Annotated in this window: 18 protein-coding genes; 7 read left to right on the top strand and 11 right to left on the bottom strand. The window is 64.0% G+C overall.

The genetic code is table 11. The features are described from left to right. On the top strand, nt 1-2,169 hold the full coding sequence (locus AC0NIL_RS03740) for a malate synthase G (protein ID WP_275953331.1): 2,169 nt from the start codon (nt 1-3) through the stop codon (nt 2,167-2,169). Nucleotides 2,170-2,235: 66 nt separating this feature from the next. Here the strand turns inward: AC0NIL_RS03740 and AC0NIL_RS03735 are convergent, their stop codons facing one another. The 3 genes from AC0NIL_RS03735 to gshB all read right to left on the bottom strand — a co-directional run bounded on the left by AC0NIL_RS03735 (nt 2,236) and on the right by gshB (nt 5,698). After that, nucleotides 2,236-2,775, bottom strand: coding sequence for a J domain-containing protein (locus AC0NIL_RS03735; RefSeq protein ID WP_013528603.1), 540 nt, complete (start codon nt 2,773-2,775; stop codon nt 2,236-2,238). 274 nt (nt 2,776-3,049) lie between these two features. Beyond that, nucleotides 3,050-4,582 (bottom strand): YifB family Mg chelatase-like AAA ATPase, encoded by a 1,533-nt coding sequence (locus tag AC0NIL_RS03730; protein WP_275953330.1) that lies wholly within the window; start codon nt 4,580-4,582, stop codon nt 3,050-3,052. A gap of 174 nt (nt 4,583-4,756) precedes the next feature. Then, a complete protein-coding gene (gshB, locus tag AC0NIL_RS03725) occupies nt 4,757-5,698 on the bottom strand; it encodes a glutathione synthase (RefSeq protein WP_027161179.1) in 942 nt (313 codons plus the stop codon). 300 nt (nt 5,699-5,998) lie between these two features. On the opposite strand from gshB, the gene AC0NIL_RS03720 reads away from it, so the two are divergent. The 6 genes from AC0NIL_RS03720 to AC0NIL_RS03695 all read left to right on the top strand — a co-directional run bounded on the left by AC0NIL_RS03720 (nt 5,999) and on the right by AC0NIL_RS03695 (nt 12,050). Beyond that, nucleotides 5,999-7,348 (top strand): putative bifunctional diguanylate cyclase/phosphodiesterase, encoded by a 1,350-nt coding sequence (locus tag AC0NIL_RS03720; protein ID WP_013528600.1) that lies wholly within the window; start codon nt 5,999-6,001, stop codon nt 7,346-7,348. A gap of 267 nt (nt 7,349-7,615) precedes the next feature. After that, nucleotides 7,616-8,383 carry an SDR family NAD(P)-dependent oxidoreductase gene (locus tag AC0NIL_RS03715; protein WP_275953329.1) on the top strand — a complete coding sequence of 256 codons (768 nt, stop codon included), beginning with the start codon at nt 7,616-7,618 and terminating at the stop codon, nt 8,381-8,383. 53 nt (nt 8,384-8,436) lie between these two features. Then, complete coding sequence (locus AC0NIL_RS03710) at nt 8,437-9,333, top strand: 2-dehydro-3-deoxygalactonokinase (protein WP_474048765.1); 897 nt, start codon at nt 8,437-8,439, stop codon at nt 9,331-9,333. Then, the gene (locus AC0NIL_RS03705; RefSeq protein WP_063173488.1) at nt 9,330-9,971 is read left to right on the top strand and encodes a 2-dehydro-3-deoxy-6-phosphogalactonate aldolase; all 642 of its coding nucleotides are present in this window, start codon (nt 9,330-9,332) and stop codon (nt 9,969-9,971) included. The genes AC0NIL_RS03710 and AC0NIL_RS03705 overlap by 4 nt, the downstream gene beginning before the upstream one ends. Further along, complete coding sequence (locus tag AC0NIL_RS03700) at nt 9,968-10,849, top strand: SMP-30/gluconolactonase/LRE family protein (RefSeq protein WP_024502161.1); 882 nt, start codon at nt 9,968-9,970, stop codon at nt 10,847-10,849. The genes AC0NIL_RS03705 and AC0NIL_RS03700 overlap by 4 nt, the downstream gene beginning before the upstream one ends. Nucleotides 10,850-10,976: 127 nt before the next feature. Further along, a complete protein-coding gene (locus tag AC0NIL_RS03695; protein WP_275953327.1) occupies nt 10,977-12,050 on the top strand; it encodes a D-alanine--D-alanine ligase family protein in 1,074 nt (357 codons plus the stop codon). Nucleotides 12,051-12,093: 43 nt separating this feature from the next. On the opposite strand, the gene AC0NIL_RS03690 is transcribed toward AC0NIL_RS03695, so the two are convergent. From AC0NIL_RS03690 to dnaJ, 8 genes are all read right to left on the bottom strand, one after another. Further along, on the bottom strand, nt 12,094-12,504 hold the full coding sequence (locus tag AC0NIL_RS03690) for a GFA family protein (RefSeq protein WP_027161173.1): 411 nt from the start codon (nt 12,502-12,504) through the stop codon (nt 12,094-12,096). 41 nt (nt 12,505-12,545) lie between these two features. Continuing rightward, on the bottom strand, nt 12,546-13,013 hold the full coding sequence (locus AC0NIL_RS03685; RefSeq protein ID WP_473572837.1) for an SRPBCC family protein: 468 nt from the start codon (nt 13,011-13,013) through the stop codon (nt 12,546-12,548). Continuing rightward, complete coding sequence (locus tag AC0NIL_RS03680; protein ID WP_013528592.1) at nt 13,010-13,330, bottom strand: ArsR/SmtB family transcription factor; 321 nt, start codon at nt 13,328-13,330, stop codon at nt 13,010-13,012. The genes AC0NIL_RS03685 and AC0NIL_RS03680 overlap by 4 nt, the downstream gene beginning before the upstream one ends. A 245-nt stretch (nt 13,331-13,575) precedes the next feature. Then, nucleotides 13,576-13,863: a DUF1330 domain-containing protein gene (locus AC0NIL_RS03675; protein WP_013528591.1), complete on the bottom strand. Its 288-nt coding sequence runs from the start codon at nt 13,861-13,863 to the stop codon at nt 13,576-13,578. A 32-nt stretch (nt 13,864-13,895) separates the two neighbouring features. Beyond that, nucleotides 13,896-14,594, bottom strand: a complete 699-nt coding sequence (gene pyrF, locus AC0NIL_RS03670) for an orotidine-5'-phosphate decarboxylase (RefSeq protein ID WP_013528590.1) — start codon at nt 14,592-14,594, stop codon at nt 13,896-13,898. Then, complete coding sequence (locus tag AC0NIL_RS03665; protein ID WP_473572836.1) at nt 14,591-15,187, bottom strand: NADPH-dependent FMN reductase; 597 nt, start codon at nt 15,185-15,187, stop codon at nt 14,591-14,593. The genes pyrF and AC0NIL_RS03665 overlap by 4 nt, the downstream gene beginning before the upstream one ends. Before the next feature lie 161 nt (nt 15,188-15,348). Further along, nucleotides 15,349-15,954 carry a phospholipid N-methyltransferase PmtA gene (gene pmtA, locus AC0NIL_RS03660; RefSeq protein ID WP_013528588.1) on the bottom strand — a complete coding sequence of 202 codons (606 nt, stop codon included), beginning with the start codon at nt 15,952-15,954 and terminating at the stop codon, nt 15,349-15,351. 167 nt (nt 15,955-16,121) lie between these two features. Then, a complete protein-coding gene (gene dnaJ, locus AC0NIL_RS03655) occupies nt 16,122-17,252 on the bottom strand; it encodes a molecular chaperone DnaJ (RefSeq protein WP_013528587.1) in 1,131 nt (376 codons plus the stop codon). Nucleotides 17,253-17,327 lie beyond the last annotated feature (75 nt).

The following is a 17,327-nucleotide window of genomic DNA, read 5'->3' as shown; positions in this document are numbered from 1 at the left end:
ATGACCGACCGCATCGAGATCGCCGGATTGCGGATTGCCCGCGAGCTGCATGAGTTCGTGGCCACGGAAGCGCTGCCGGGCACGGGGATCGAAGCGGACGCCTTCTGGAACGGTTTTTCGGCCATCGTCCATGATCTGGCGCCGAAGAACCGGGCGCTGCTGGCAAAGCGTGACGCCATCCAGGAACAGATAGACGGCTGGTATCGCGATCACGGCGCGCCGGTCGACATGGAGGCCTACAAGGGCTTCCTGAAAGAGATCGGCTACCTCGTTCCCGAAGGCCCGGCCTTCAGCGTGTCGACCGACAATGTCGACCCGGAAATTGCTGATGTTGCCGGACCGCAGCTGGTCGTGCCGGTGATGAATGCGCGCTATGCGCTCAACGCTGCCAATGCGCGCTGGGGTTCGCTCTACGATGCGCTCTACGGCACCGATGCCATCCCCGAAACGGATGGCGCCGAAAAGGGCAAAGCCTTCAATCCGGCACGCGGCGCCAAGGTCGTCGCCTGGACGAAGACCTTTCTCGACGAGGCTGCCCCGCTCACGTCCGGCAAATGGGCCGGCGTCAATGGCCTGTCGCTGGCGCAAGGTGCCTTGCGGCTGAGCGCCGGCGCCGGCTCGACGACGCTGGCCGACCCCAGGCAATTCGTCGGCTATCGCGGCGATGCCGCCAATCCCGATGCCGTGCTGCTTGTGCGCAACGGCCTGCACATCGAGATCGTGATCGACCGCAACAACCAGATCGGCCGCACCGATCCGGCGGGCATCGCCGATGTCATCCTGGAATCGGCGCTGACCACCATCCAGGACTGCGAGGATTCGGTCGCGGCGGTGGATGCGCCAGACAAGGTCGTCGTCTACCGCAACTGGCTCGGCCTGATGAAGGGTGACCTGGCGGAAGAGATCACCAAGGGCGGCAAGAGTTTTGTCCGCAAGCTCAATCCCGACCGCGCCTACACCGCGCCCGCCGGTGGCACGCTGACCGTGCCCGGCCGCTCGCTGATGCTGGTCAGGAATGTCGGCCACCTGATGACCAGCCCGGCGATCCTCGACCGCGACGGCAATGAGGTTCCGGAAGGCATCATGGATGCGGCGATGACGGCGCTGATCGCGCTGCACGATGTCGGGCCGAACGGCCGCCGCGCCAATTCCCGTGCCGGCTCGATGTATGTCGTGAAACCCAAGATGCATGGGCCCGACGAAGTCGCCTTCGCCGTCGAGATCTTCGACCGCGTCGAAGCGCTGCTCGGCATGGCGAAAAATACCATCAAGATGGGCATCATGGACGAGGAGCGGCGCACCACCGTCAACCTCAAGGAGGCAATCCGCGCCGCAAAGGAGCGCGTCGTGTTCATCAACACCGGCTTTCTCGACCGCACCGGCGACGAGATCCACACCTCGATGGAAGCCGGCCCGATGATCCGCAAGGGCGACATGAAGCAGGCCGCCTGGATTTCCGCCTACGAGGCGTGGAATGTCGACATCGGGCTGGAATGCGGCTTGGCCGGCCACGCCCAGATCGGCAAGGGCATGTGGGCGATGCCGGATCTGATGGCTGCGATGCTGGTCGAGAAGATCGCCCACCCCAAGGCCGGCGCCAACACTGCCTGGGTGCCGTCGCCGACGGCGGCCACGCTGCATGCCACGCACTATCACAAGGTCGATGTTCACGCCGTGCAGGCGGCGCTGAAGAACCGGCCCAAGGCCAGGCTCGACGACATCCTGTCGGTGCCCGTCGCGGTGCGGCCGAACTGGTCGCCGGATGATATCCAGAAGGAACTCGACAACAACGCGCAGGGCATTCTTGGCTATGTCGTGCGCTGGATCGACCAGGGCGTCGGCTGCTCGAAAGTGCCTGACATCAACGATGTCGGCCTGATGGAAGACCGCGCCACGCTGCGTATTTCCTCACAGCACATCGCCAACTGGCTGCACCACAAGGTCTGCTCCGAAATCCAGGTGATGGATTCGCTGCGCCGCATGGCGGCCATCGTCGACCTGCAGAATGTCGGCGATCCGCTCTACTACCCGATGGCCGCCGATTTCGACAACTCCATCGCCTTCCAGGCCGCCTGCGACCTGGTGTTCAAGGGCCGCGAACAGCCGAATGGTTATACGGAGCCGGTGTTGCACGCGCGGCGGCTGGAACTGAAGGCGCAGCAGGGCTGAAGAGGCCAGTCCCTGCCGTGAATGGGGCGGCAGGTCTTCGGCCTGACTTCCTCCGGAGGTGAGGCGTCAGGAAGCTGTATGGTCCAGGAGCCGGATGGTGGGATCGCGACGGTGTTCGGAGTTGACCCTATCGACGCCTTCCACCGTAATCGCGATCGTCCCGTTTTCCACTCTTGCTATCCAGCCCTTCGCTTTTAGATACCAGAGATGAAACTCGAGATGCTCTCGCGGACAGTCTGACAGGCGTTCGAGCTCCACATCCCCGATCCCGGGATTGCTGACGTCGTGCCGGCGCTTCGCGTAAAGCAGCGACAGCAGCCTGGCCTGGATCACGACATCCCGCTCGATGCCTTTGCTGTTGCTGGCTTCCTCGGTCAATTCGCGGCGAAGGCCGGCATGGTCCCTATACGCGATGTCGTATTGAGCGCGTTTGACCGGATCCTTGAGCGTGTTGTGGGCTTCCACGATTTCACTGAAGCGGGCTTCATCGCCGGTTTCGCGATTGTCGGGATGATAGCGCATCGCAAAATAGCGAAATATGCGCTCCAGCGTTTCCGAGTTGGCGTTCGGGCTGACTTCCAAAACTTCGTAGTAGTCAACGAACATAGCGGGCTCCCCGACCACAATCATATTCACATTATCTAAATAAGGAATTCCCAATGCGGAGACCAAGACTTTGGTCCGATGCGATGACGTCCACGCCCCGAAGACGGAGAAACGGCCGGCGCCCGGTCGGTGGGGGCCGTTGGGTGGTGAGGACGTCGACCAAGCGGACAATCAGGTCCGCCGCAGTGCGGAGATGGCCGATTCGTCGGATGACGGTTATGGCGTGATTGCGGAAGGTGGCGTGGCAGAGTCGGCTTGTCGGGCGGCGAGTGACCTACGCCGCCTGCGCCACCCGCTCCGAGCTCATGCGATAGGAAATCGCTTCGGCCAGATGGATGCGGCCGACGGTTTCGCTGGCGTCGAGATCGGCCAGTGTCCGCGCCACCTTCAGCACCCGGTGATAGGCGCGCGCCGAAAAGGCGAGCTTTTCGCTGGCGTCCTTGAGCAGCGACAGGCCGGCGGCGTCAGGCATGGCGATCTCCTCGATGACCGAGGGCGCGCAATGCGCGTTGGTGGTGGCGCGGGTGGCGCCGAGCCGCTCGAAACGTTCGCGCTGGATGGTGCGGGCGCGTGCCACGCGCAGCGCCACATCGGCACTTTTCTCCGCCCGGTCGGGCCGGATCAGGTCGCTGGCCGAGACCGCCGGCACTTCGATCCTGAGATCGATGCGGTCGAGCAGCGGGCCCGAAATGCGCGCCTGATAGTCGGTGCGGCAGCGCTCGCCGCGCAGGCAGCGATAACCAGGCTCGCCGGCCATGCCGCAGCGGCACGGGTTCATCGCCGCCACCAGCTGGATACGCGCTGGATAGGTGACGCGATGGTTGGCTCGCGCGATCATGCAGTCGCCGGTCTCCAGCGGCTGGCGCAGCGCATCGAGCGTCTGCGGCGTGAACTCGGGAAACTCGTCGAGGAACAGCACGCCGTGATGGGCCAGCGACACCTCGCCCGGCCGCGCGCGAATGCCGCCGCCGACCATCGCCGCCATCGAGGCCGAGTGGTGCGGAGCGCGGAACGGCCGCCGGTCGGTCAATTTGCCTTCGCCGAGCTCTCCCGCCACCGACGCGATCATCGAGACTTCGAGCAATTCCTTCGGCGCCAGCGGCGGCAGGATCGACGGCAGCCGCTGCGCCAGCATCGATTTGCCCGAGCCCGGCGGGCCGATCATGAGAAGATTATGCCCGCCGGCGGCCGCCACTTCCAGCGCCCGCTTGGCGGTCTCCTGGCCCTTGATGTCGGCGAGGTCGGGCAAATCCAGCGCGGCGGCGTGGATGCCGGCCTCGGGGCGCGACAGCACCTGCGTGCCGCGAAAATGATTGGCGATGGCAATCAGGCTGCGCGGTGCCAGAATGTCGAAATCCTTTCCAGCCCAGGCCGCCTCAGGTCCGCAGGCGAACGGGCAGATCAGGCCTTTGCCCTCGGCATTGGCGGCGATCGCCGCCGGCAAGGCGCCGGCGACCGCGGCAATCGTGCCATCGAGCGACAATTCTCCAAGCACGACATAGCCGGCCAGCATGTCGCCCGGAATGGCGCCAAGCGCAGCCATCAGGCCAAGCGCGATCGGCAGGTCGTAGTGACTGCCTTCCTTCGGCAGGTCGGCCGGCGCCAGATTGACCGTGACTTTCTTCGACGGCATCGACAGGCCGGATGCATGCAGTGCGGCCTGCACCCGCTCGCGGCTTTCGGCCACCGCCTTGTCGCCCAGGCCGACGATGTGCATGTTGACCTTGCCGGGTGCGATCATCACCTGCACGTCGACCGGCACGGCCTCGATGCCCTGGAAAGCGACCGTGCGAACCCGCGCCACCATTTCTTTGCCCCCAGGCCACAACCCACGCGATGGCCAAGAAATGGCCCCACGGGCAGACAATCACAAATCCTCGGTCAAATCAAGAACATTACGGGAACATGTGAGCGCGTGGGTTGCAGCCGAATTGAGCGCGGTTGCAAAAACGGAACATGGTTAAGACAAAATGAAAACGGCTTACCCGCGTTTGCCCTCGACTGCATCCCAGAACAGGCTGGCGATGTCGGCGCCGCCGAAGCGTTTGACCTCGCGCACGCCGGTCGGCGAGGTGACATTGATCTCGGTCATGTAGTCGCCGATCACGTCGATGCCGACCAGGATGAAGCCACGCTCCTTCAGCGAAGGCCCGATGCGTGCGCAGATCTCGCGTTCGCGCGCCGTCAGCTCGGTCTTTTCGGCGCGGCCGCCGACATGCATGTTGGAGCGGGAATCATGTTCGGCGGGCACGCGGTTGATGGCGCCGACCGGCTCGCCGTCGATCAGGATGATGCGCTTGTCGCCCTTGCGCACGTCCTTGAGATAGCGCTGCACGATATAGGGTTCGCGAAACATCTGGCCGAACATTTCCAGCAGCGAGGCCAGGTTGCGGTCGCCCTCCAGCAGATGGAAGATGCCGGCGCCGCCATTGCCGTAGAGCGGCTTGACGATGATGTCGCCGAACTCCTTGCGGAAGGCGGCAACTTCGAGTGGATCCTTGGTGATCAGCGTGTCCGGCATCAGGTCGGCAAATTCGGTGACGAAGATCTTTTCCGGGCTGTTGCGCACCCAGGCCGGGTCGTTGACCACGAGCGTCTTCGGGTGGATGCGCTCCAGGATGTGCGTGGTGGTGATGTAGTTCATGTCGAAGGGCGGATCCTGGCGCAGCAGGACGACGTCCATCTCCGACAGATCGGTGCGCACCTTCTCGCCCAGCGAATAGTGGCTGCCTTTCTCGTCGCGCACCTGCATCTCCTCAATGCGGGCAAACACCTTGCCGTCGCGCAACGACAGCCGATCCGGCGTGTAGTGGAACAGCTCATGGCCACGCCGCTGCGCTTCCAGCGACAGCGCGAACGAGGTGTCGCCGGCGATCGACACGGTGGAGATGTGGTCCATCTGGACGGCGATTTTCAGCTTCATGGCGGGTCTCCGGCGGCTCGGATGGACGACTGTCCTGCCTGTACAGGCTCACTGCCCGTCTGCCAATCGCGACCTTTTGAAGATTGGCATCAGCAAGTCGCAAGCTCGGCCCTGCCGGTCATTCCGTGACAGGAGCCAGGCTGCGCGTCCTCGTTGTTCCTTGAGCCCGAATCCACACCTCACATCGATCCTTCGAAACAGGTCGCGGTTGCCCATGGAAAATCGATTTCGCGATACGTTTCCTAAAGGGTTTGCTGCCAGTCTGAAAATAAATTCCGAAGTCACAAAACAGGGACACCGATGCAAACTTCGTTTGGCACCGGTCAGGCAAACAGGGAGAGCACGGATCTGGCATTCACCGATCCGTTGACCGGGCTTGGCAACCATCGCCGCTTCTTCGACAAGGTCGATCGGCTGATCGCCGACCGAGCCGACGATCCCGCGCCCTTTACCGTCGGGATTCTCGACCTCGACGGCTTCAAGCCGATCAACGATCTGTTCGGCCACAAGGCCGGCGACGACATCCTGATCCAGGTCGCGATGCGGCTGCGCGCCTCTATGGACGGCTATTCCACGGTCTGCCGCATCGGCGCCGACGAATTCGCTTTTCTCTATCCGATGGTATTCAGCGAGGACGCTGCGGCCGAAAAGTCGCGCATGCTGATCGAGATCCTGTCGGCGCCCTACGATGTCGGCGAACGCACCGCCAGGCTTTCGGCCTCGGTCGGCTGCTCGTTGTTCTATTCGGGCGACGAGACCACGGAAATCCTCATCAACAAGGCAGAGACGGCACTCTACCACGCCAAGCGTTCCGGCCGTGGCCGCGTCGTCGTCTACACCCGTGAGATGGAAGAAGCGGCCAAGCGCGTCACCCGCATCGAACAGGCGCTGCGCCGGGCTGTCTCGGCCGGCGAAGTGGAGCCGCATTTCCAACCCATCGTCGATCTCGCCACGCGCCGCACCATCGGCTTCGAGACGCTGGCGCGCTGGACCGACCGCGACCTGGGTTCCGTGCCGCCGACCGTCTTCATTCCCATCGCCGAGGAGCGCGGCATCATCGGCCCGTTGTCGCAGCTGGTGCTGCGCAAGGCGACGGAGGCCGCCAGAAGCTGGCCGAAGGACCTGTTCCTGTCGTTCAACCTGTCACCCTCGCAGCTCGTCGACCAGAACACCGGCCTGCACATATTGGCGATCCTCGACCGCACCGGCTTCGATCCGCGCCGGCTGGAGATCGAGATCACCGAGACCGGCCTGATGAACGACCCGGCCTCGGCCGCGCAGATCGTCGAGGATCTGCGCCGCGTCGGCATCCGCGTCTCGCTAGACGATTTCGGCACCGGCCAGTCCTCGCTCGGCCGCTTGCGCGAATTCCATTTCGACAAGCTCAAGATCGATCGCGCCTTCGTCTCCTCCATTCTCGACGACAGGCCGTCGGAACACATCATCCGCGCTATCCTCGCAATGTGCGAAGGGCTCGGCATGGACGTCGTCGCCGAAGGAATCGAGCAGGAAGCGCAGGCCGATCGCCTGGTCCAGTTTGGCTGCGCCGGCGGACAGGGCTATCTGTTCGGCAAGCCGGTCGATGCCGACGCCACGCTCGGCTATCTCCGCGATTCCTTCCGCGGCGCCCTGCGCGCCAAGGCGATCTGACCGGCGGTCCTCCGAGATCCCCAACCCCGACGGTGCTGCCGTGCGCATCCGGTGCGGCGCATTGTCGTTTTGTCTGACATAAGCCCTGAAATTCGGCGGTTCGCCCTTGCCCGCGCGCCTTGCGTGGCTAGGATGCGCGCCGATCACGCTACGGCGCCGCGCGTCTTTCAAGACGCGCAAAGGACGCTGTAGCATTTAACATTTGCGCATGATCCCTTTCCGAAAATCGATCCGATTTTCGGGGTCATGCGCTGGGAGACAACAACGATGATGCCATCGGCGCATTTTGCCGACCTCGAAGGAGCCTCGGTGCTGATCACCGGCGGCGGCTCCGGAATTGGCGCGGCACTGACCGAGGGTTTTGTGCGCCAGGGCGCCAATGTCGCCTTCATCGACATCGCCGACGGCCCAAGCACAGCTCTTGCCGACCGCATCGAGAAAGAATTCGGCCGCCGGCCGCTCTATCTCAAGACCGATTTGCGCGATGTCGAGGCCCTGCGGGCGTCCGCCGCGAAGGCTGCCGAGGCGCATGGCGATGTCACCGTGCTGGTCAACAATGCGGCCTGGGACGAACGCCACGCCGTCGAAGACGTGACGGTCGAGTTCTGGGACAACAACCAAGCCATTAATCTGAGGCCGCATTTCTTCACCGCGCAAGCGGTGGCGCCGGGCATGAAGCGGGCCGGCGGCGGCTCGATCATCAACTTCACCTCGACGTCCTATCTGATCAACCACCCCGACATGCCGTCCTACACGGCCGCCAAGGCCGGTATCCTCGGTCTGACCAAGGGGCTGGCCGGCAAGCTCGGTGTGGACGGCATCCGCGTCAACGCCATCGCGCCCGGCTGGGTGATCACCGAGCGGCAGAAGGAGCTCTGGGTGACCGAACAGGGGCTTGCCGCCCATGTCGCCAAGCAGTGCATAAAACAGGTGATGCAGCCGGACGACATCGTCGGCACCGCGCTGTTCCTGGCCTCGGACGCCTCGCGCATGCTGACAGCGCAGATGCTGGTCGTCGATGGAGGCTTCCTGTGAGCCAAGCCGGCAACGCACCGGCGGTCGCCGCCGTCGACTGGGGCACGACCCGTATGCGGGTCTGGCTGATCGACGGGCAAGGCAATATGCTTGCCGAACGCCGCGGCGATGACGGCCTGATCACCGCGCAGCAAAAGGGCTTTTCGACCATCCTCGAAGGGCATCTGGCGGCGATGGGAGCACCAGCGGCGCTGCCCGTCATCATCTGCGGCATGGCCGGGTCCCGCCAGGGCTGGCTCGAAGCGCCCTATGTCACCGTGCCGGCGCCGCTTACCGCCATCCTTGCGGGTGCCGCCAGCGTGCCCGGCCAAAGCCGCGACATCCGCATCGTTCCGGGCCTTGCCCAGCGGCTGACTGACGCGCCCGACGTCATGCGCGGCGAGGAAACCCAGCTTGCCGGCGCCGGCCTGCCGGCCAGGGGGCGCCAGCTGGTCTGCATGCCCGGCACCCATTCGAAATGGGTGCTGGTCGAGGATGGCGCGGTTGCCGGTTTCGGCACCTGGCCGACCGGCGAGCTGTTTTCCGTGCTTGCCGCGCATTCGATCCTGCGCCACTCGCTCGGCGAGCACCCCAAGCCGGTCACATCGGACAATCCGTTCTTCCGCCGCTGGTGCGAAACCGCATTGGGCGAAGGCGGCGATGTCACCTCGCGGCTGTTTTCCATCCGCGCCGCCGGCCTGCTGCAGGATCTGAAAGCCGACGATGCCGCCGCCTGCCTGTCCGGCCTTTTGATCGGCGGCGAGATCGCCTCCGCCAGCCGCCGGCATGGCGCCGGCGCCGAACCCGTGGTGCTGATTGCCTCCGGCGCGCTGGCCGCACTCTACCAGGCCGCACTTGGTCTTGCTGGGCTTGAGGTCCGGGCCGTCGACGCCGACGAGGCAGTGCGTGCCGGTCTCGTCGAGGCGGCGCGCGAGAACGGCATGATCGCCAGAATTGGAGTTGCCCGATGAGCCAGACCGCACCGTTTCCAAAACTCAAGCGCGGCCTGGTTGCCATCCTTCGCGGGCTCAAGCCCACCGAGGCGATGGCCATGGGCCAGGCGCTGTTCGACGCTGGCATCGAGGCGATCGAAGTGCCGCTGAACTCACCGCAACCGTTCTCGTCGATCGCTCGCATCGTCCAAGTGCTGCCGAAAACGGCGCTGGTCGGCGCCGGCACGGTGCTGACGCCGGCCGATGTCGATGGCTTGCACCAGGCCGGAGGGCGGCTGCTGGTCAGCCCCAACATCGATGCCGAGGTGATGGCGCGCGCCATGCATTACGGCATGGTGACGATGCCCGGCGTGTTCACGCCGACCGAAGCCTTCCAGGCGATCAAGCTCGGCGCCTCGGCCCTGAAATTCTTCCCGGCGAGCGTGCTGGGTGCCGGCGGCATTTCCGCGATGCGCGCGGTGTTGCCGGCGCAGACATTGGTCGGCGCCGTCGGCGGTGTCTCTGAAAAAGATTTTGCCGGCTACAAGGCTGCCGGCGTGACCGCCTTTGGTCTGGGCTCCAGCCTGTTCAAGCCGGGCATGAGCGTCGACGAGGTGGCCGCGCGTGCGCAAGCTGCCGTCGCGGCCTGGGATGCGGTGTTCGGAGAAGCAGGATGAGCGAAGCGATCGTTTCGGTTTTTTCCGATCACGTCTGCCAGCTCGGCGAGGGGCCGAGCTACGATCCCGCCACCGATACGCTCTACTGGTTTGACATCGTCAACAGCCAGCTTCTGGAAAAGCGGCTGTCCGGCGGCGCGACCACCGTGCATGAGCTTGGCCAAATGGCGAGCGCCATCGCCGTCATCGACGACAAGCGCCAGCTGATCGCCGCCGAGACCGGCCTTTATGTCCGCGATGTCGCGACCGGCAAGCTGACGCTGCACACGCCTGTCGAGGCCGACAATCCGGTCACGCGCTCCAACGATTCCCGCGTCCATCCCTGTGGTGCCCTGTGGATGGGCACCATGGGCAAGGGCGAGGAAAAAGGCGCGGGTTCGATCTACTGGTTTTTCAAGGGCGAACTGCGCCAGCTGTTTTCGGACATCACCGTCTCCAATTCGATCTGTTTTACCGAGGATGGCGCGATCGCTTACTACACCGACACCTCGACCGGGCTGCTGATGCGCGTCGCCTGCGACCCGGCGACCGGTCTGCCTGCCGGTGAGCCCAAGCTGTTCGTCGACCACCGCTCGGCCAAGGGCTATGTCGACGGGTCGGTGCTCGACCGCGACGGCATCCTGTGGAACGCCGTCTGGGGCGGCAGCGTCATCGAAGCCTACGGACCCGACGGCAAGCTCGTCCGCACGGTCGCCATGCCGGTGACGCAGCCATCCTGCCCAGCCTTCGTCGGCGCCAAGGCCGACCGGCTGGCGGTCACCTCCGCCTGGTCGGGCAAGGATGAGAAGCAGCGTCTGCTGGATCTGCAGGGCGGCATGACCTTTCTGCTCGATATTCCCGTCAACGGCCGCTTCGAGCCGCGCGTGCTGATCGCCTGATCGAACTGGATTCTATGGTCGGACGGTGCGTTGTCACGCCACCGCCCGCACCGTGTCGGTTTCGCGAGAGCCTGACGTCTCGACCATGCGATGGTAGGTGATCGTACCGCCGGGAATCGTTCATCTCATGCCAAGCCGTAAGCCGAAACTGATACTCGTCCATGAGCCGGAAAAGGCTTGTTTCGACCGTCTGGTCGCCGACGGCCATGCGCCGCAGCGCGCAACCGAAATCGCGTCCTATCTGGCGCAGTCGACCGATCTCGCTCCTGAATTCGAGGTGCTTGGCCGTGCCTGCCAGGCACGCGGCCTGTCGTTCGCGCCGGTGGCGCTCGACGACGCCGCAAGCGTCCTCGCCGGTGAGCACCCCAGCATAACGCTGGTCTGGACGCTGACCGACGGCATTGCCTATTTTCGCGGCGGGGCGGCGCCCGCTTTGGCGCGACTGGGCGGTTTCAAGACAATCGGCGCCGACGATGCGCTGTTTGCGCTCTGCCAGGACAAGTTCCGCTCCGGCGCCGTGCTCGGCGCGCTCGGCCTGCCGGTGCCACAGGCTGGGCTCGCGCGTGACGGCCAATGGCTGGTCGAGCCGCCGGCCTCGCCCGCCGGCTGGTTCGTCAAGCCCAACCGGCTCGGCGCCAAGATCGGCATCTGGCCGGAGTCGCGCTGCAGCGATCTCGCCCACGCTTTGGAGCTCAGCCGGCGCGTCTTTTCGGCCTATCGCGACGATGTCGTCGTCCAGCCCTACGTCGCCGGCCGCAACGTGCGCGCCAGTTTCCTTAGCCTGATGCCGGGCGCGGGAGTCGAAGTGCTTGGCGTGGCCTTTGTCGATTCAGGCGCCGATTTCCAGACCATGGCCGACAGCCTGGCGCTCTACGGCGACACTGGCGAGGCAGCGAAAGCGGCGGGACATTACGCCGAGCCGGAGCTCGTCGCGGTCGCCGACAGCCAGCCGGTCGCCGACGCCAGGATCCGTGCGATCGCCGGGCGGCTGATGAGCGGGCTCGGCCTGCGCGACGTGTTTTCCATCGATCTCAGGGTCGAGGCCGACGACACCGTCCACCTCATCGAGTTCGAGGTCTGCCCCGGCCTGCCCTGCTTCGATTTCCGCGCCTATTGCCGCCAGCAATGGGGTCTCGAGCTTGCCGATGCCATAGCCGAGACAGCGGCGAGCCGGCTGATCGGCCAAGAGCATCGCGCCTGAAGGCGCTACGGCAGATCGCGGGCCGACCGGCGGACGCGTTTCACTACGGCATTCGCTCGACCGCCTGCAAGGCGGGATCCATCTTGTCCCAGGCATGGCCGTGGCTCGTGTAAGTCACCATCTGTGGGCTGAACTGTTCCGGATCGTCGAGGCTGGCCGCATGGACCGCTATGAATTCCGGCATGGCGACGGATATCAGAAAGACCGGCGTTCCGCAGGTTGGACAGAAGGTGTGGATTTTTTCATTGCCGCTGGCGCCCGCCACGCGCCAGGTGCTCACCTCCCCGGTAATGGCCATATCGGCACGCTGGCCGAAGGTCAGGTAGGATCCGTGGCCGGTGCCTGAGCGCTTCTGGCAATCGCTGCATTGGCAGTGGTTCTGGAAGATAGGCTCGTCATTGGTCTCGTAACGGATCGCGCCGCATGCGCAGCCGCCGGTATAGTGGTTGGTCATTGTCGTTCTCCACGGGTCTGATTCTGCTCGAGGCCGCAACATCAGGCCGATTTCGGCCTGGCGAAAATATCGATGCCGCTGCCGGTTTCGAGGAAGGATTTCAGGCTGGACAGCACCGCCGGCCAGCCCTGGCTGACGCCCTTCGCCATGCCGCTGCCGGCCTCGAGCTCGTCATGGCTGACGGTCAGCCGCACCATGGTGTCGTATTCCTCGATGGCGAACGTCACCCGGCTGGTTTTCGACGGATCGTCTGCCTGCGAAGCGTTCGCCCAGGTGATGACGAGGCGGGTCGGCGGCGAAATCTCGACGACCTTGCCGACGAGTTCGACGGTCCGTTCGTCATTGGCGCGGATGTGTTCCCATTTCGAGCCCGGCGTCCATTCGGAGACGTTCTCGTGGCCCCAGTAGCGTTTTGCGATCTCGGGCTTGATTATCGCCTCGAACACCTTCTGCGGCGTCGAGCGGATATAGGTCACGTAGACAAAGCTCGTGGTCTCTCTGGTGGTCATTGGTCTTCTCCTTCGAGTTCCTGCTTCAGGTCGTGCAGCAGGCTGAGCCGCTGCCGTTCGAATTTCCGTACCCAGCGCTCGTAGACTTCGTGCAGCGGCACGGGATTGATGAAATGCAGCTTTTCGCGGCCGCGCTTGACCGTGCTCACCAGGTTGGCCGCCTCCAGCAGGTCGAGGTGCTGGGTGGCGGATTGCCTGGCCATGTCCAGATGATCGCAAAGCTGACCGAGCGTCTGCCCGTTCTGCTCGCACAGAAGGTCGAGCAGCCTTCTGCGCGTCGGGTCGCCCAGCGCTTTGAAAACCTTGTCGGCGTCCATCTGCCTCACTCTGTTGTAAGGCAGAATATGCAGGTAAATACCTGCATGTCAACCGGCAATCCGACCGGCGTTGAATGACCGCTCGTCGGCACGGCTCCGCACCTGGCAACTGCTCCAGGCAGATCACCGTGAAATCGCGGAGCAAAGATATGTAAAATGAGCCTGCGAGGCTTCAAACGCCGCCAGGCTCTATCCGATTTTGAGCACGTCTCCGGCTAAAACCGGAACTATGCTTGCAGGGGACCTCAGGCGCCCTCGACCAGGACGATCTCGCCATCGGCGACCTTCTGGCGGATGGCGGCGGCGCGCTGGTATTCCGGCGAATGGTAGCAATCGTGTGCGGCAGCCAGCGATTCGAACTCGATGATGACATTGCGTGCGCGGCCGGGGCCTTCGGCCTTTTCATGCTCGCCGCCGCGCGCCAGGAACTTCGCGCCGAAGCGCTCGAAGGCAGGTTTGGCGGCGGCGACATAGTCCTTGTAGCCTTCCGCGTCGCGCACATCGACACGAGCGATCCAATATCCTTTGGGCATTTTCTTGGTCTCCGAACTTGTTCCTGGAAATCTCAGGCCGAGCGCATCTCGTCGAGGATGGCTTCGGCCGCTTCCCGTTTGTTGGCCGCAGCAATGATCGGACGGCCGACGACGAGGTGGCTGGCGCCGTTGCGAATCGCCTGGCCCGGCGTCACCACGCGCTTCTGGTCGCCATGGTCGCTGCCCGCCGGCCGGATGCCGGGCGTCACCACCGCCATGTCGGGTCCCACGATCCGGCGCACCGCCTCGGCCTCCGCGGCCGAGCAGACGATGCCGCCCATGCCGGCATGCAGCGCCTGTTCCGAGCGCCTAAGCACCAGCGTATGCGGATCGTACTCATAGCCGACGTCGATCATGTCCTGCTCGTCCATCGAGGTCAGAACGCTGACGGCAAGCAGGCAAAGGTCGCTGCCTCTGGCCGCCTCTACGGCGGCCTGCATAGCCTTGGGATAGGCGTGAATGGTCAGCATGGTCACGCCCATCTTGACGATGTTCTCGACACCCTTGGCCACCGTGTGGTCGATGTCGAGCAGCTTCATGTCCAGGAAGACGTTGGTGCCGCCGCTGGCCAGCTCCCTGGCGAAGTCGAGCCCGCCGGCGAAGGCAAGCTGGTAGCCGATCTTGTAGAAGGAGACGATGCCGTCGAGTTCGCGCACTGCCTGCTCGGCTTGCTTCACTGTCGGCACGTCGAGGCCGACGATGAGCCGGTCGCGCATGCTGTTGGCGATCATGCCTCGATCCGGGTGGACAGCAGGCGCGAGGTCTCGATCAGCGTGCGGCATAGGTGCTCCATCGATTTGTGCAGTCTTTCGTCACGGAAATTTCCATCCTCGTCGAAGGCGTCACCGCCGTCGGGCACCGAGCATTCCGGCGTCACCACCTCCATCTGGCAACGCACCAGCACCGCGCGCAGATGGTTGATGCAGCGGATACCGGCAAAGTGCCCGTTGGAGGACGAGCAGAGGCCAACGACCTTGCCGGCCAGCGGCCTGACTGGCCGGCCACCATCCCTGCGCACCCGGCTCACCCAGTCGATCGTGTTCTTGAGCAGCGGCGGAATGGAGCCGTTATATTCGGGTGTGGCGATCAGCAGCCCGTCATGGGCGATCACCAGACGCCCGAGTTTCTGGGCGTTTTCGGCAACGCCTTTTTCCTTTTCCAGGTCCTCGTCCATGATCGGCAGGGGGTAGTCGGCAAGCGAGATGCGGGTCACCTCGGCGCCTTGCATGGCAAGTTCCTTCTGCGCCACGTCGGCGGCCCTGCCGCTATAGGCGCCGCTGCGCACCGAGCCGGCGAAGACGAGGATTTTCGGGATCACTGCCATTGGCCACCCTTGTTCCCGGACAGGTACAGCCAAGGGCGGCTCAAATCAACGGCTGGATAGGGGAATAGGGCAGTAGGGGAATATGGGAGTAGAAAATAGCCTGGAAATGGAACCCTTCATCCCTACTCCCTTACTCCCCTATTGCCTTATTCCCTTCTCACTTAGTGCGCTTCGCGGCGATAGATCCACAGCTGCGTCGGCGGAATGTTGCGGAGGATGAAATCGAAATGTTTGACCGTATAATTGCCGCGGCCGGGTGGGATCGGCGACATCGGTCCGTAGGTCAACTGCACGATCGGCCGTCCGGCCGGGATGCGGTCGAGCAGGCTCTCGATATAGGCAATGCGCTGGGCGACTGGAAAGTTGAGCAGCGGCACGCCGGAAACGACGGAATCGAAGATCATCCCGCTCTTGTCGCCAAGCGTGGCGTTGAGGTTGAAGGCGTCGCCCTCGATGACGTTGACGCCGGGATAGAGCCGCCGCAGGTGACGAACGAAATCCGTGGAATATTCGACAGCGTAGAGGTTTTCGGGGCGTACGCCCTGGGCGAGGATGGCGCGGGTGATGACGCCGGTACCGGGACCGACCTCGAGCACTGGCAGGCCGGATTTAGGATTGACGATCGAGGCCATCTTGCGCGCGGTGATCGAACTGGTCGGCACGATCGAGCCAACCGTCTTCGGCTTGTCGATCCAGCCCTTGAAGAATTTGAGTTCGTCGTCGAACTTTTCGACAAGCGCCTTCCGCAGTCCAGGGCCACGTGTCATGCAAGCTCTCCTCAGCGCTCCCCGCAAAGTTACTTAGCACCTGAGCGATGCTAGGCAAGGCGCGGCCGGACGCATGTCGTGGATAAGATAATTTTCGTCGCGTCTCAAGGGGTGACGCGATTCAAGGACTTACGCGTGGCAAATCGGCTTACGCGGGCCAAAGTGCATCAACGCTCGCCGAAAGACTCGAAGAAATCCTTCATACGGGCGAAAAAGCCGCTCGATTGAGGCGAATTGTCCTGCGAGGAGAGCTGTTCGAACTCCTCCAGAAGTTCGCGCTGGCGCCGGGTCAGGTTCTGCGGCGTCTCGACCGCGGTCTGGATGTAGAGGTCGCCGACATTGGGCTGGCGCAGCACAGGCATGCCCTTGCCCTTGAGGCGGAACTGGCGCCCGTTCTGCGTTCCTTCGGTCACCTTGACCTTGGTCTGCGTGCCGTCCAGCGTCGTCACCTCGAAGGAGCCGCCAAGGGCTGCCGTCGTCATCGAGATCGGCACCTTGCAATACAAGTCGGCGCCGTCGCGCTGGAAGAACTCGTGCGGTTTGACCGCCAGGAAAATATAGAGGTCGCCCGAGGGCCCGCCGCGCAGGCCGGCTTCGCCCTCATTGGCAAGGCGGATGCGGGTGCCGTCCTCGATGCCGGCCGGGATGTTGACCGACAGCGAACGCTCCTCGGTGACGCGGCCCTGGCCGGCGCATTTCGGGCACGGGTCCTTGATCGTCTGGCCGCGCCCCTGGCATTGCGGGCAGGTCCGTTCGATCGAGAAGAAGCCTTGCGTGGCGCGCACCTTGCCGTGGCCGTTGCACATCGAGCAGGTGACGGGCTGGGTGCCGGGCTTGGCGCCGCTGCCCGAACATTCAGAGCACGAGATCGACGCCGGCACCCGGATCTGTGCGGTCTTGCCGGCAAAAGCCTCTTCCAGGGTGATTTCCATGTTGTAGCGCAGGTCGGCGCCGCGCTCGCGGCCGCCCGACGAGCGGCGCTGGCGCCCGCCCATCATGTCGCCGAAAATGTCCTCGAAAATGTCGGCGAAGCCGCCGGCGCCAAAGCCCTGGGCCCCGCCATTCATGCCGCCCTGTTCGAAGGCGGCGTGACCGAAGCGGTCATAGGCCGCGCGCTTCTGCGGGTCTTTCAACGTCTCGTAGGCTTCGTTGATTTCCTTGAACTTGTGCTCGCAGGAATGGTCGCCGGGGTTGCGATCGGGATGGAACTGCATGGCGAGCTTGCGGAAAGCGCTCTTGAGCTCCTTCTCATCGGCGCCTTTTTGCACGCCCAGCGTCTCGTAGAAATCAGCTTTCATTTTTTCCCGCTGTCCGGATGCTCAACGTCTTGAAGCATTGTTGCGTCTCTTGCCGGCACTGACGCTTCGATTTAG

The organism is Mesorhizobium sp. WSM1343 (assembly GCF_055901535.1).
The sequence above is the reverse complement of the archived record's forward strand: the minus strand, read 5'-3'. Positions and strand labels throughout refer to the sequence as shown.